This window comes from Winogradskyella sp. (genome assembly GCF_028282165.1).
Lineage (GTDB): Bacteria > Bacteroidota > Bacteroidia > Flavobacteriales > Flavobacteriaceae > Winogradskyella.
Window position 1 is genome coordinate 12,192 of record NZ_JANQIM010000044.1, and the last position, 14,270, is coordinate 26,461.

At 35.0% G+C, this 14,270-nt stretch carries 15 protein-coding genes; 11 read left to right on the plus strand and 4 right to left on the minus strand.

The features are described from left to right. Nucleotides 1–76: 76 nt before the first annotated feature. The gene (gene aqpZ / locus Q0972_RS16490; RefSeq protein WP_299367976.1) at nt 77–763 is read right to left on the minus strand and encodes an aquaporin Z; all 687 of its coding nucleotides are present in this window, start codon (nt 761–763) and stop codon (nt 77–79) included. Nucleotides 764–897: 134 nt separating this feature from the next. Here aqpZ and Q0972_RS16495 point away from each other — a divergent pair, with 134 nt between their 5' ends. The 7 genes from Q0972_RS16495 to Q0972_RS16525 all read left to right on the plus strand — a co-directional run bounded on the left by Q0972_RS16495 (nt 898) and on the right by Q0972_RS16525 (nt 8,206). After that, complete coding sequence (locus Q0972_RS16495; protein WP_299367979.1) at nt 898–1,101, plus strand: membrane or secreted protein; 204 nt, start codon at nt 898–900, stop codon at nt 1,099–1,101. Between the two features lie 7 nt (nt 1,102–1,108). After that, nucleotides 1,109–2,221: a glycosyltransferase gene (locus Q0972_RS16500; protein WP_299367981.1), complete on the plus strand. Its 1,113-nt coding sequence runs from the start codon at nt 1,109–1,111 to the stop codon at nt 2,219–2,221. Further along, nucleotides 2,212–2,757 carry a sigma-70 family RNA polymerase sigma factor gene (locus Q0972_RS16505; protein ID WP_299367984.1) on the plus strand — a complete coding sequence of 182 codons (546 nt, stop codon included), beginning with the start codon at nt 2,212–2,214 and terminating at the stop codon, nt 2,755–2,757. Before Q0972_RS16500 ends, Q0972_RS16505 begins: the two co-directional genes overlap by 10 nt. Beyond that, nucleotides 2,757–4,001, plus strand: a complete 1,245-nt coding sequence (locus tag Q0972_RS16510) for an Nramp family divalent metal transporter (RefSeq protein WP_299367987.1) — start codon at nt 2,757–2,759, stop codon at nt 3,999–4,001. Before Q0972_RS16505 ends, Q0972_RS16510 begins: the two co-directional genes overlap by 1 nt. A 49-nt stretch (nt 4,002–4,050) precedes the next feature. Beyond that, nucleotides 4,051–4,923, plus strand: a complete 873-nt coding sequence (gene lipA, locus Q0972_RS16515; RefSeq protein WP_299367990.1) for a lipoyl synthase — start codon at nt 4,051–4,053, stop codon at nt 4,921–4,923. Beyond that, entirely contained in the window at nt 4,923–5,939 is a 1,017-nt protein-coding gene (gap, locus tag Q0972_RS16520) for a type I glyceraldehyde-3-phosphate dehydrogenase (protein WP_299367993.1), read from the plus strand. Before lipA ends, gap begins: the two co-directional genes overlap by 1 nt. Nucleotides 5,940–6,067: 128 nt before the next feature. Further along, nucleotides 6,068–8,206, plus strand: coding sequence for an ATP-binding protein (locus Q0972_RS16525; RefSeq protein WP_299367995.1), 2,139 nt, complete (start codon nt 6,068–6,070; stop codon nt 8,204–8,206). Here Q0972_RS16525 and lpxK read toward each other — a convergent pair. Next, entirely contained in the window at nt 8,203–9,201 is a 999-nt protein-coding gene (gene lpxK, locus Q0972_RS16530; protein ID WP_299367998.1) for a tetraacyldisaccharide 4'-kinase, read from the minus strand. The two genes, Q0972_RS16525 and lpxK, sit on opposite strands and share 4 nt — an antisense overlap. A 41-nt stretch (nt 9,202–9,242) precedes the next feature. Between lpxK and Q0972_RS16535 the strand changes: the two genes are divergently transcribed. The 3 genes from Q0972_RS16535 to msrA all read left to right on the plus strand — a co-directional run bounded on the left by Q0972_RS16535 (nt 9,243) and on the right by msrA (nt 11,958). Continuing rightward, nucleotides 9,243–10,337 carry a Nif3-like dinuclear metal center hexameric protein gene (locus Q0972_RS16535; RefSeq protein WP_299368001.1) on the plus strand — a complete coding sequence of 365 codons (1,095 nt, stop codon included), beginning with the start codon at nt 9,243–9,245 and terminating at the stop codon, nt 10,335–10,337. A gap of 2 nt (nt 10,338–10,339) precedes the next feature. Further along, complete coding sequence (locus Q0972_RS16540) at nt 10,340–11,125, plus strand: C4-type zinc ribbon domain-containing protein (RefSeq protein ID WP_299368004.1); 786 nt, start codon at nt 10,340–10,342, stop codon at nt 11,123–11,125. 170 nt (nt 11,126–11,295) lie between these two features. Beyond that, nucleotides 11,296–11,958: a peptide-methionine (S)-S-oxide reductase MsrA gene (msrA, locus tag Q0972_RS16545; RefSeq protein WP_299368007.1), complete on the plus strand. Its 663-nt coding sequence runs from the start codon at nt 11,296–11,298 to the stop codon at nt 11,956–11,958. A gap of 77 nt (nt 11,959–12,035) precedes the next feature. Here msrA and Q0972_RS16550 read toward each other — a convergent pair whose 3' ends face one another. Then, on the minus strand, nt 12,036–12,836 hold the full coding sequence (locus Q0972_RS16550) for a class I SAM-dependent methyltransferase (RefSeq protein WP_299368008.1): 801 nt from the start codon (nt 12,834–12,836) through the stop codon (nt 12,036–12,038). Nucleotides 12,837–12,876: 40 nt separating this feature from the next. Here Q0972_RS16550 and Q0972_RS16555 point away from each other — a divergent pair, with 40 nt between their 5' ends. After that, complete coding sequence (locus Q0972_RS16555; RefSeq protein WP_299368012.1) at nt 12,877–13,557, plus strand: hypothetical protein; 681 nt, start codon at nt 12,877–12,879, stop codon at nt 13,555–13,557. Between the two features lie 239 nt (nt 13,558–13,796). Here Q0972_RS16555 and Q0972_RS16560 read toward each other — a convergent pair whose 3' ends face one another. Continuing rightward, on the minus strand, nt 13,797–14,216 hold the full coding sequence (locus Q0972_RS16560) for a (4Fe-4S)-binding protein (RefSeq protein ID WP_299368015.1): 420 nt from the start codon (nt 14,214–14,216) through the stop codon (nt 13,797–13,799). Nucleotides 14,217–14,270: the final 54 nt, after the last annotated feature.

Below are 14,270 nucleotides of genomic sequence, written 5' to 3' on the forward strand. Positions count from 1 at the left end.
CATTTACAATCGTAAAATGCACTCAAATTGACATTAAATATTAGTTTTTGAATCAAAATATAAAGCGGTTTATAAATTACTCTTTTTCAAAGAAAGCCTTGTGGATAATTCCACCTAAAATTGCACCTGCTATAGGAGCCACCCAAAATAACCATACCTGAGACATATAAGCGCCATCAGCAAAAATAGCCTGGCTTAATGATCTTGCAGGATTAACCGAGGTATTTGTAATAGGAATACTAATTAAGTGGATTAAAGTCAATGCCAAACCTATAGCAATAGGAGCAAATCCTTTAGGTGCTCTGGCATTAGTACTTCCTAAAATGACCAGTAAGAAAAATGCAGTTAGAATAACTTCCGCGATAAGCGCAGACATCATACTGTAACCATCAGGAGAAAGCTCTCCATAGCCATTGGCTGCAAAACCTCCTACGGTTTCAAATCCAGATTTTCCAGAGACAATGGCCCAAAGTGCCAAAGCCGCCACTATCGCACCAATGACTTGGGCTAAAATATAGCCGATTAAATCCTTAGCTTCAAATTTTCCACCAGCCCAAAGACCAATGGATACTGCAGGATTAAAATGACCCCCAGAAATATGCCCAACAGCATAAGCCATGGTTAATACCGTTAAACCAAAAGCCAATGCAACACCTACAAAACCTATGCCTAAATCTGGAATTCCAGCAGCAAATATAGCGCTACCACAACCACCAAATACAAGCCAAAACGTTCCAAAAAATTCAGCAAATAATTTTTTCATAATCGATAATTAATTAGTTAGTTAATAAATGTTTTATAATAATGTGACACAACACTTAAGCATTAAGTCACAAGAGTTTTAGGGCAAGAAATAAATGTAAAAACATTATCTTTGCATTAAATTTAAGGATAAATATGAAATTATTACTTCTTACCCTAGGAATGTTAGCATTGGCCATCGCGGGAATTACCATTAAGCTTTGGGCAAAAAAAGATGGTGAATTTGCCGGTACTTGTGCTAGCCAAAACCCAATGCTCAATAGAGAGGGAGAAGCTTGCGGTTTTTGCGGAAAAACTCCAGATCAATTTAAAGACTGCAAAGAACCTCAACATTCATAGGTCTTAAATGAACTTTACAGCAATACTCTTTTTTGCTTTTGTAGTTATTGTTGGCATTCAAATTATTTACTACCTCGCTTTTCTTTTTTCTTTTTCTATTAAGTCTGAAGACATACGATTAAAGAAACATTTTCCTATTTCTGTTATTATATGCGCTAAGAACGAAGCCCAGAATTTAGAAAATAACATTCCTCTAATCCTAGAACAAGCGTATGCAGACTTCGAACTGGTCTTAATCAATGATGGCTCGTCTGATGATACCTTGGAAGTGATGAAACGGTTTGAAGCTAAAAATAAGACTATAAAAATTGTAGACGTAAAGACCAATGAAACCTTTTGGGGAAACAAAAAATATGCGCTAACACTAGGAATTAAAGCATCCAAAAATGATTTTTTAGTATTTACCGATGCTGACTGTAGACCTAATTCAAACAAATGGCTAGCACATATGAGCAGTAAGTTTTCTAACGAGAAAGCTATTGTTTTGGGTTACGGAGCCTATGCTAAAAAGCGATTTTCTTTTTTAAACCAATTAATTCGTTTTGAAACTGTATTTACTGCTTTACAATACTTTTCTTATGCAAAACTAGGTTTACCTTACATGGGAGTGGGCAGAAATATGGCGTATAGAAAAGAGGTTTTTTTCAATAATAATGGCTTTAATGGACATATGGCTATAAAATCTGGTGATGACGATTTATTTATCAATGAAGTCGCAAATCGTTCGAATACAGAAATCTGTTTTGCTATAGAGAGCTTTACCATATCAGAACCCAAAACATCCTACAAGGATTGGATTTTACAAAAGCGTAGGCATGTGAGTACAGCTAAATTCTACAAAACCAAGCATCAATTGCTACTAGGTTTATTTTATGTTTCACAACTTTTATTTTGGGCTTTAGGCTTTCTACTTCTTATAATTGGTTATGATTGGCGGTGGGTAGCAGCGCTTATTGTACTGCGCTTTGTAGCACAACTATTGAGTTTTGGTTTTACTGCAAGGAAGCTCAATGACGTTAATCTTATCTTTTTAGCTCCTTTTCTGGAATTGTTTTTAATTAGTACGCAATTAAGTATCTTTATTGCTAATCTAATATCTACACCAAAGCATTGGAAATAAAAGACGTAATTAACAAAGCCAAACAAAATGACCAGATTGCGTTCAATTTTCTCTTAGATACATTCTGGAATGACGTGTATGCCTTTCAATTAAAACGTACACAAAATGAAAATGATGCCGAGGATATTACCATTCAAACCTTTTCAAAGGCTTTTGATAAAATCAGCACCTATAATGAAGATTATAATTTTAAAACTTGGCTGATTACCATATCAAGAAATATTCATATTGATTTAGTTAGAAAACAGAAAAAAACAATTCGTAACACCTCTAAGGATAACGAAGATAGTTATCTCGAAATCATTGATGACTCTCCTACTCCTGAAGATAAAATTATCACAGAACAGAATCTTGCAAAACTACTTAGAGACATAAAAAAGTTGAAACCACATTACCAAGAGGTGATTAATCTAAGGTACTTTCAAGAATTTAGTTATAAAGAAATATCAGACGAGCTAAATGAACCTATAAATAATGTTAAGGTGAAATTGTTAAGAGCAAAAAAGCTTTTAGCTGCTATTATCACCAAAGTATAATGCTCGCTCTACTAAAAAAATTAGGCCCAGGTTTATTGTTTGCCGGTGCGGCAATCGGCGTATCGCATTTAGTGCAGTCCACTAGAGCCGGTGCCGATTTTGGTTTGGGTTTGCTATGGGCTTTGTTATTGGTAAACCTTTTCAAGTATCCCTTTTTTCAATTTGGCCCAAGATATGCTTCAGCTACAGGCGAAACCTTATTGGAAGGCTATCGTAAATTGGGAAGGGGCATTTTAATAGTTTACTTCATCCTTAACCTAGCGGTCATGTTTACCATTCAAACCGCAGTAACCATAGTTACCGCAGGTTTGGCTAACTCATTTTTTGGAGATATTAGCTTTTTAAATTTTGGTATTGAGAGTATAAGCAGTGTAGAAATTTGGACTATTATCATACTTTGTCTATGTCTATTCATTCTTTTTTTGGGAAAGTATAGCACATTAGACAAACTCATTAAAGTTATAATCATAATTCTCACCATTAGTACTTTAGTAGCTGTTTATTTTGCATTTACAGAATTTGATGCTCCCCTTACCTATACTCAAATATTTCCCGATAGTAAAGTAGAGATTGTTTTTCTGATTGCTTTTATGGGCTGGATGCCTGCACCACTAGACATATCTGTATGGCATTCTATTTGGGCTATAGAAAAGAAAAATGATGAAGCTACATTTTCGCCACAAAATGCCTTGCTCGATTTTAATATAGGATACATAGGAGCAATCATCTTAGGCATTGCATTTATGTGTTTAGGCTATTTTGTAATGTTCAATACTGGAGAAACCTTTAGTAATAAAGCTGCCATATTTTCAAATCAATTAATAGATTTATACACCAAAAGTTTAGGTAATTGGGCATATATTATTATCGGTATTGCTGCTTTCACAACAATGTTTAGTACTACGATAACCACTTTAGATGCCTCACCAAGGGTCATGTCAAAAACTTTGGAAATTTTATTGAATAAAACCTACAAAAACGGTTATTTATCTTGGATTTTAATCCTAACCATAGGCACCATTATCATCTTTTTTGCCTTTGCTTCAGAAATGGGGCTACTGATTAAAATAGCAACAATTCTATCTTTTGTTACCGCACCCTTTTATGCTATTATCAATTATAGATTAATTTCCAGTAAATACACTCCTAAGATCTGGAGACCTAATTTAGCCCTCCATATTTTATCCTGGGCTGGAATACTATTCTTAATAAGTTTTAGTGTTTGGTACCTAAGTATATTATAAAAATTTTAATTAATTACTTCGTATCTTTGCTTACTGAAAAAGAAAATGAATGGAATCTAAAGTCGCTTCAAATATTTTACCAGAACGAAAACCAAAATGGTTACGCGTTAAGTTACCCACAGGTAAAAAATACACAGAACTCAGAAGTCTTGTAGATAAATACAAACTGAATACCATTTGTACCTCGGGAAGCTGTCCTAATATGGGTGAGTGTTGGGGAGAAGGTACAGCTACATTTATGATATTGGGAAATATCTGCACACGTTCTTGTGGCTTTTGTGGTGTTAAAACGGGACGTCCAGAAACTGTAGATTGGGATGAACCCGAGAAAGTAGCGCGTTCTATTAAAATAATGCAAATAAAACATGCGGTTTTAACGAGCGTGGATAGAGACGACCTTAAGGATATGGGTAGTATCATGTGGGCAGAAACCGTCAAGGCGGTCCGCAGAATGAATCCTGAAACGACTCTCGAAACGTTAATTCCAGATTTTCAAGGCGTAGAAAAGCATATCGATAGGATTATAGATGTTGCACCAGAAGTGGTATCCCATAACATTGAAACCGTAAGACGATTAACACGCGAAGTTCGGATTCAGGCCAAATACGATCGTAGTATGGGCGTTTTAAAATATTTAAAGCAGCAAGGACAACGAAGAACAAAATCTGGTATTATGCTCGGCCTTGGCGAAGCACGTGAAGAAGTTATACAGACACTTCACGATTTAAGAGAAAATGATGTAGATGTAGTAACGATTGGCCAATATCTTCAACCTAGTAAAAAACACCTACCTGTAAAACGTTTTATCAATCCTGACGAATTTGACGAATACAAGGCTATAGGTTTAGAACTTGGTTTTAGACACGTAGAAAGTAGTGCTCTTGTAAGATCATCCTACAAAGCACAAAAACACATTAATTAATGATTAAGGTTGCCATCAACGGATTTGGTAGAATTGGTCGTCGTATATTTAGGTTAGCACTTCAACATCCTCAAATAAAAATAGTCGCCATAAATGATTTGGCAGATGCTAAGACCCTAAGCCATCTATTAAAGTATGATAGTATCCATGGTATTTTAAACCATAATGTTTCTTATAATGAGCACTATATTATAGTAGGTGATGTAAGCATCCCATTATACAATCAAACACATCCAAAATCAATTCATTGGAACAGCGTTGCACCAGATTTTGTTATTGAGTCCACCGGAAAATTCAAAACTAGGACAGAACTTCAGTACCATATCACTAATGGTGCAAAGCAGGTTATCTTATCAGTTCCACCTGTGGAAGAACATATAAAAACTATTGTATTAGGTGTTAATGATGGTAGTATTGATGGCAGAGAAGCGATTATATCTAACGCATCCTGTACTACCAACAATGCTGCACCAATGATGGCCTTAATTAAGGAGCATTTTGGCATTAAACAAGCCTATATTACAACCGTTCATTCCTATACCACTGACCAAAGCCTACACGATCAACCGCATAGAGACTTAAGACGTGCCAGAGCCGCAAGTCAATCCATCGTACCAACAACTACAGGAGCAGCAAAAGCTTTAACCAAGATTTTCCCAGACCTATCCGATGTTATCGGTGGCTGTGGCATAAGAGTACCTGTGGCCAATGGTTCATTAACGGATATCACAATTAATGTGGAAAGAAATACTACCATTGAAGAAGTTAACAATATCTTTAAAGCAGCTTCAACTTCTCATTTAAAGGGTATTTTAGAATATACTGAAGATCCTATAGTGTCCATTGATATTGTGGGAAATCCCCATTCATGCATTTTCGATTCTCAAATGACCTCCGTTATCGGAAACATGGTAAAAATAGTAGGCTGGTACGATAATGAAACCGGTTATAGTTCAAGAATTTTAGATTTAATTTGCAATTTATCGGATAAAAAAGCACTTTTGTCGAATAAATAATTATATTTGTTCCAATAAAGTGAGCTGAAATGTCCCGAATCAAATATTACATATTTGTTTTTTTAGCGTGTTTTTGCAGTCTGATTTTCGCCCAACAAGATGGGATCGAAGATACAGATATGCTAACTATGAGATTACAGGAGCGTATTAATCAGGCCAAATTAGAGAGCGATCGAGGGGATTATTACGACGCTTTAGGTAATCTGGATAAAGCACTCAATATTGCCATAAAAATAGACGACAAAAAAAATCAAGGCATCATTCACACGAAAATCGCAAAAGTGAGGTACTTGGTAGGAGAAACAGACAAAGCATACGTATCACTAAATACTGCAATTCAATTACAACGTGAGAATAATGACTATGCCAACCTTGCCGTAACATATAATATTAAGGGTGTTATCCACAATACAAAAGAAGAATTTGAAGATGCACTCGAATATTACAACTCAGCTAAGAATTTATTTGAACAAGAAAGTTTAGAAGAATATATATCTGAAGTCACCTTAAATGAAGCTAAAGCTTATATTGCCTTAAATCGTTATGAAGAAGCCAAGGCACAGCTAGAAAAAACCATAATCATATCGAAAAAGTATGAGCAAAGACGGCGATTAAGCAGTGCATTAATACAAACCGGAAAAGTATCTAGCGCACTCAATAGCAATGATTTAGCCCTATCTCAAGTAGAAGAAGGACTCTCTATTGCCAAAGCCTACAATATTTCAGAAAATATAAATGAAGCTTATCTTACATTAAGTGATATTCACAAAGTGCGTGGTGACTACAAAAACTCTTACGAATACATTACGAAGCATATAAAATTATCTGATTCTATTTTAGATGTAAAGCGCGAGAATTTGGCACCAGGTATTTCTAGCCAATCCATCAGTAAGTATAAAGATGCGCAAAATGCACAACTAAAGGAACAAATAGAAGAAGTAAGTGCCGAAAGTAATTTTACAAGAATTACAACCATTTTAAGTATTGCACTAATAACCATACTATCACTTTTAACCCTGTCATTGTATAAAAACAATAACATAAGGTTAAAAACCAATAATATGCTTCACAAGAAAAACGATGAACTTATCGTTGCTAAAGAAAAAGCAGAATTGGCCTCTAAAACCAAAGCAAATTTCTTATCGACTGTTACCCATGAGTTGCGTACTCCTCTTTATGCAGTGACAGGTTTAACTAATATGTTGTTAGACGAAAAACCGAAAGAGCACCAAATTCCGCATTTAAAATCGTTAAAATTTTCCGGCGACTATTTGTTAACGTTTATAAACGATATTCTTCAAATCAATAAGATTGAAGCTAATAAGGTTGAACTCGATCCAGAAATATTCAACCTTAAAAATAAAATAGAAAATGTAATGTCTGCACTTTCCAATTCCGCTAAGGATAACGGTACAGATTTACACTTCGACTATGAAGAAGGGTTGCCCGAAACTTTTAATGGCGACCAATTAAAGATATCCCAAATCTTAATTAATCTACTAGGAAATGCTATTAAGTTCACTAAAGATGGTGACATCTGGGTAAGAACGTACAAGATCGATCAAAAAGACGATATGTACAGATTACGTTTCGAAATTGAGGACAATGGCATCGGTATTACAAAAGAAAAACAAGACGAAATGTTTGAGAGCTTCTCTCAAGGTTCTGTACAAATCAACCGTAAGTATGGCGGCACTGGTCTTGGTTTATCTATTGTAAAAGGACTTATCAAAATTCTAAAAGGAAAGATTTATTTAAAGAGTGAGCTTGGTAAAGGCACCACCTTCTTTTTTGAAATTCCTTTAGAAAAGGCCGAGAAGGTCGAAGCGCCAAAAGTAGAAGAAACTAAACAATCTAATAAAATGGAAGATTTGGATTTAAGCGAAGTAAAAATTTTAGTGGTAGAAGATAACAAGATCAACCAAATGATCACAAAGAAAATTCTCAATAAAATGGGACTTTATTGCGACGTTGTTGATAACGGCGAAGCTGCCGTAGAACAGGTAAAATCAACAGACTATAATGTAGTGCTGATGGATATTCACATGCCTGGCATAAGTGGTTTAGAAGCTACTAAAATCATCAGAACTTTTGACAAAGACTTGGTCATCTTTGCACTAACGGCAGTGACTCTAGAAGATAAAATGCATGAGTTTGGTGAGGCAGGGTTTAACGATATTATCTCTAAACCATTTAAACAAGAAGATTTTGAAGGTAAGCTATATGATGTACTTTCTGGTAAAGAGGTTGTTTCAAGCTTTTTTTAATCGACATATTTTCTGATAATATCATCAAAATCATCTGACTTATCCAAAACTACCTTAATTGGCAGATAATACAAATTAGGCTCTAAAATTTCATTATTAGATAATCTTACATAATCTTTTTCGGTCGTAATTATCAACCCTTTCTTAGATAACATCTCAATATCATTAGGTTTAAAAGAATAATGATCTGGATATTCAATATGATTGAACTTTAACTGTTTGCTTTCTAAAAATTCAGTTAGTGGTTTTGCATTTGCAATTCCTGTGACCAATGTAAACTTTGGCAAGGTATGAAGCGCTAATTTACCTTGCTTAGAAACAAAATCCTTAGCATAATCAATATGACTAAAAAATAATTTTTGTTTAGGCCTGACTTTTAGTTTTGACGCTATTTTTTCTTTCTCAGTCTCTGAAATATTACCAGGACATTTAGTAATAATAATAATATCGGCACGCTTTGCACCAGAACGTGGTTCCCTTAAATTTCCGGTAGGCAAAACTATATCATTAGAGTAAAGATTATAGTAAGCCGTTAATAAAATATTTAGTCCAGCTCTTACTTTTCTATGTTGGTAGGCATCATCCAACAAAATAACTTCAGGTTTGTTCTCTAATGATAATAGCTGTTCTATTCCATTTTGGCGATTGCCATCAACTGCAACTTGTATGTCTTTAAACTTTCTAAAAAATTGAAAGGGCTCGTCTCCAATAGTATCTGCATTAGCATCGCCATTGGCTAAAACAAAACCATCTGTAATGCGCTTATACCCTCTACTCAAGGTAGCCACAGATTTTCGATCCTTCAATAATCGTATTAAATATTCTATGACAGGTGTCTTTCCAGTACCTCCAGTACTTAGATTGCCAACACATATTATAGGGATGTCGTAAAATTTTGAAGATATTATTCCCTTGTCATACAACCAGTTTCTTATCCAAGTCACCAGATAATAAATCGGTACAATAGGGAACAATATGATACGGATAAATTTCATGAGCACTAAAATATATTATTTTTGAAACAAATATGCACAGTATGACAGTTCAAGATGTAATTAATCAACTACACCATTTAGCACCATTAGCTTACGCTGAAGATTTTGATAATGTTGGACTCTTGGTTGGAGACAAAAACCAAGAGGTCTCAGGAGTTCTAGTAACGCTAGATACTTTAGAAGCTGTGGTAGATGAAGCTATTGACAATCATTGCAATCTCATTGTTAGTTTTCATCCCATAATCTTCAAGGGTTTAAAAAAACTTACAGGAAAAACCTATGTCGAACGCGTCGTAATTAAAGCCATTCAGCATCAAATTGCCATATTTTCTATTCATACGGCTCTAGATAATGCCCTACAAGGCGTTAATTCAATAATTTGCGACCAATTAGAACTCCAAAATAAAAAAATTCTAATTCCTCAACCTAGCACCATAAAGAAACTCCAAACCTATGTACCCAAAAACCATGCAGAAGCTTTACGAACTGCTTTATTTAATGTAGGCGCGGGCAACATAGGTAATTACGATTCTTGTAGTTTTAATATTGAGGGCGATGGTACATACAGAGGTAACGAAGACTCAAATCCTTCCATCGGGAAAAAAGGAGAACTACATACCGAAAATGAAATTGCAGTTTCTGTTGTTTTTAAAAAACATCTCGAATCTAAAGTCTTAAAAGCTTTATTTAAAGCACATCCTTATGAGGAAGTAGCCTATGAAATTACTACTTTAGACAACACCAATCCTTATATTGGTATGGGAATGGTTGGTGAGCTTACAAAACCCATGGAAGCCCAAAAATGCCTTGAATATGTAAAGGCAAAAATGAACGCCAGTTGTGTTAGACACTCAAAACTATTAGATAAACCTATCAAAAAAATTGCGGTTTTAGGAGGCTCAGGGAGCTTTGCCATTGGCGCTGCAAAGGCCTCAGACGCAGATCTTTTAGTGACTTCAGACCTAAAATACCATGACTTTTTCAGTGCCGAAAACGACATCGTACTGGCAGATATTGGGCACTACGAAAGTGAACAGTTCACAAAATCGTTTTTAGCAGACTATCTCTCGAAAAAAATTACTAATTTTGCAATCATTTTATCAAAGACAAATACAAATCCGGTAAAGTATTTATAATTATGGCCAAAAAAGCTGAAACTACTGTAGAAGAACGTTTAAGAGCACTTTACGATTTACAATTAATAGATTCTAGAGTAGATGAAATAAGAAATGTTAGAGGAGAACTTCCTTTAGAAGTTAGAGATTTAGAAGATGAAGTTGAAGGACTTAATAAGAGATTAGAGAAATTAAATGATAGCCTTGCTGTTATTGATGAAGAAATTAAAAGCAAAAAGAATTTAATTGAAGAGGCTAAAGCTTTGATTAAAAAATACAGCGAACAACAAAATAATGTTAGAAATAATAGAGAGTACAACTCATTAACTAAGGAGATTGAATTTCAAGAACTTGAAATTCAATTAGCCGAAAAACACATTAAAGAGTTTAAAGTACAGATCGATCAGAAAAAAGAAGTCATTTCTGAAACTAAAGACCGTTTGAAAGATCGCCAGTCACATTTAAAGCACAAAAAAGGGGAACTGAACGAAATCCTTAAGGAAACAGAAAAAGAAGAGGAAGCGCTTTTAGATAAATCTGAGGAGTTTCAAAAGAAAATCGACGAACGTTTAGTTAAAGCTTATCTTAGAATTAGAAGCAATGTGAAGAATGGTCTGGCGGTTGTAGCCATTGAACGTGGAGCTTCAGGTGGTTCTTTCTTTACCATTCCTCCGCAAGTGCAAGTAGAAATTGCCTCTCGTAAAAAAGTAATAACCGATGAGCACAGTGGTCGTATCCTTGTGGATGCAATGCTTGCAGAAGAAGAAAAGGCAAAAATGGATAAACTATTTGCTAAACTGAGTAAATAAATAGTACATAATATTTTGAATTAAGCCTTCACAATGTTGTGAAGGCTTTTTTATTTAGTAAAACTTTATAACAATTCGCTTTAAGGAATCGTAATTTTACACGTCTATTGAAAAAGAAAAATAAACTTCAGGGTATCATTTAATGGGATCCTGAAATAAATTCAGGATAAATGAAAAAATTACTTTATGTCTTAAGCATAAGCCTATGCTTTAGTTGCCATAATCAAGCACAAATAAATCCAGAACAACAAAAAGTCATCGATGCAGATCCCGTTGAAGTCCCTTTAGAAAATGGAAAAGCTAGAGCTTATTTTGCAAGTGGCTGTTTTTGGTGTGTTGAAGCTATTTATGAAAGTGTTAAAGGCGTCGATGAAGTTATAAGTGGCTATTCTGGTGGGTTTACCGAAAATCCAACTTACGAGAAAAGTAATACTGGTAGAACAGGCCATGCCGAAGCCGTAGAGGTCATTTATAATCCAGAAGTGGTAAGTTTTTCAGCTTTAGTTGATGTGTATTTTGGATCACAAGATCCAACCCAGGTCAATGGACAAGGACCAGATTGGGGCTCGCAATACCGTTCCATTATTTTTTATCAGAATGATGCACAAAAGAAAATCATCCAAGAAAAAAAAGAAGCTTTAGCAAAAAAACTTGATGCTAAAATCGCTGCGGAAGTGTACCCATTTCAAAAGTTTTGGATTGCTGAAACTTACCATCAAGATTTTGAAAAGCGCAATCCTAATCAACGTTATATCCGAGCGGTGTCCATACCACGTTTAAATCGATTTAAAGCGAAATTCCCTGAGTTGTTAAAAGAAGAGGGAAAACATTAAAACAGATGTCAGTTCTAATGTCCCGACATTTACCGTCAGGATGTACTTCGACAGGCTCAGCAGGGCTATCGAGAGAACTATATCTTCGTTGCCTTAATCTCAAAAATCATAGGAAATAACTGATCCTTCATGCGATACATGCCATTGTCTTGCTTTATCAAATCAGGAAAAACATCATAAGGACTTTCATCATATTCGTTGAAGTACTCGATTTGCAATCCTGATTCAATCAATGCATTAACAACTTCGCTTAAGCCATGATTCCAGCCATATTCCTTGCTTACCATCTTAGAGGAGTTATCAGCATAAGTTCCTTCGTATTCTTCATAGATCACCTCATCTTGGCTATAATGGTATTTCATTTTTGGTTTACCATCAATATAGTCGAACATCCAAAGAATAGGATGAAACTCAACTATATAAAACATACCACCGACTTTTAAACGCTCTGCAATCATTTTAGCCCAAGGTTTTAAATCGGGTAACCAACCGATGACACCGTAACTGGTAAAAACAATATCAAAAGTTTTAGAAACATATTGTGAAGTATCTAAAACATTACAACACACAAATTCGGCATCTAATTTCAGTTCATCGTTTAACTCCTTAGCCAGCTTAATACCCTCATCACTTAAATCTACACCAACGCATTGGGCGCCCATTCTACTCCAGCTCAACGTATCTTGTCCAAAATGACATTGCAAATGCAGTAGGGACTTCCCTGAGACATCATCTAAAGCTTTTAGCTCATAAGGCATCAAAGAAGTCTCACCCGCTTTAAAAGCTTTCATATTATACATATCACTTTGAGAGTGTACAGCTACTTTTTGATTCCAGGTCTCCTTATTAACCTTAAAATAATTAGTGTTGTCCGTCATGGTTGGTTAATTTTGCATCTAAAATAAAACTTCTTTTACAATGAAATATATCCCGACACTGATTATTTATTTATTGTTATTTGTATCGTGTAAGTCTGAAAAAAAGGAGACTTTAGTAGATGAGTCCTCTAAAGCATTGAGTATCGCCGAAAAAATAGCTAATGCGCATGGGTTTAAAAACTGGGAGAATGTATCAGAAGTAAAATTTACATTCAAAGTAGACAGAGATACCATAAAAGGTAAAGGACGCTCTTGGGTATGGAAACCTAAAGAAGATATAGTAAAGATGACCGTTGGTGAAGCCGTAGTGGAGTATTCGAGACGTCAAATGGATAGTTCGCACATTGCTGCAGACAGAGGTTTTATCAATGATAAATTTTGGCTTTTAGTCCCTTTTCAGTTGGTTTGGGATGCCTCAGCAACCATTTCAGAACCTAAAGAAATGGTATCTCCCATAAAAAAGGAAACATTGCGAATGATTACCTTGACCTATCCAAATGAAGGTGGTTATACACCTGGTGACGCGTACGATATCTTTTTTGACGACAACTATATGATTAGAGAATGGGTATTTAGACAAGGAAATTCTGAAAATCCTTCATTAACCACAACGTTTGAAAACTATCAGGACTTTAGCGGTATAAAGATTGCTATAGATCATAAAAAAGAAGGTGGTAACTGGAATTTAAACTTCACCAACGTTAGCATAACATTAGAATAACATTTAAGTTAATATTTGGCATTACTTTTGTAAAGTACAGTGTAAGTATATCATCTAAATACCGACTTAGATCGTATATATGATACATTTCCGCTTTACGCGTCTATATATTTTCACCTGCGCTTTGTTTACAAAGCGCTTTTTTATGAAGCTCATTTTACAATTCACCAAAAGCCCTTTTAAAATATCTAGTTTAACAAACCCCATTGAATAACAGGATCATTTAAACTTAACCGTAATTATCCCCTAAAATCTTGCTTTACATGTGCACCATCACAGTAAGGCTTATTTTGCGAAGCACCGCAACGACAAAAGGCAGTCGTTCTATTCTTGGTTTCTTCAGTACCATCCTTGTGTGTCACCTTTAGAGTACCATAGACCAATAGGGGGCCATTTTCCAAGACTTCCACCTTCGTTTCTAAAATTTCAGATGTTTTGTCTTCACCATCATTCATGTAATAACTCAATGCTCCAGACGGACACTTTTTTATAGTATTGATCAACTCATCTGTTGAAGCGGCATCAACATTGATCCAAGGCTTTTCGTTTGGTTTAAACACATTTGGCAAACCATTAACGCACATTGCCGAGTGGATACATTTTTCTGCTTCCCAAACAACGGTAACTTCGCCATTGCTATATTCTTTTATTTTGCCCATAATTTATCTTTTTCTCTAAAGATAGTTAAAAATATTATGCTTTAAAAATGACTT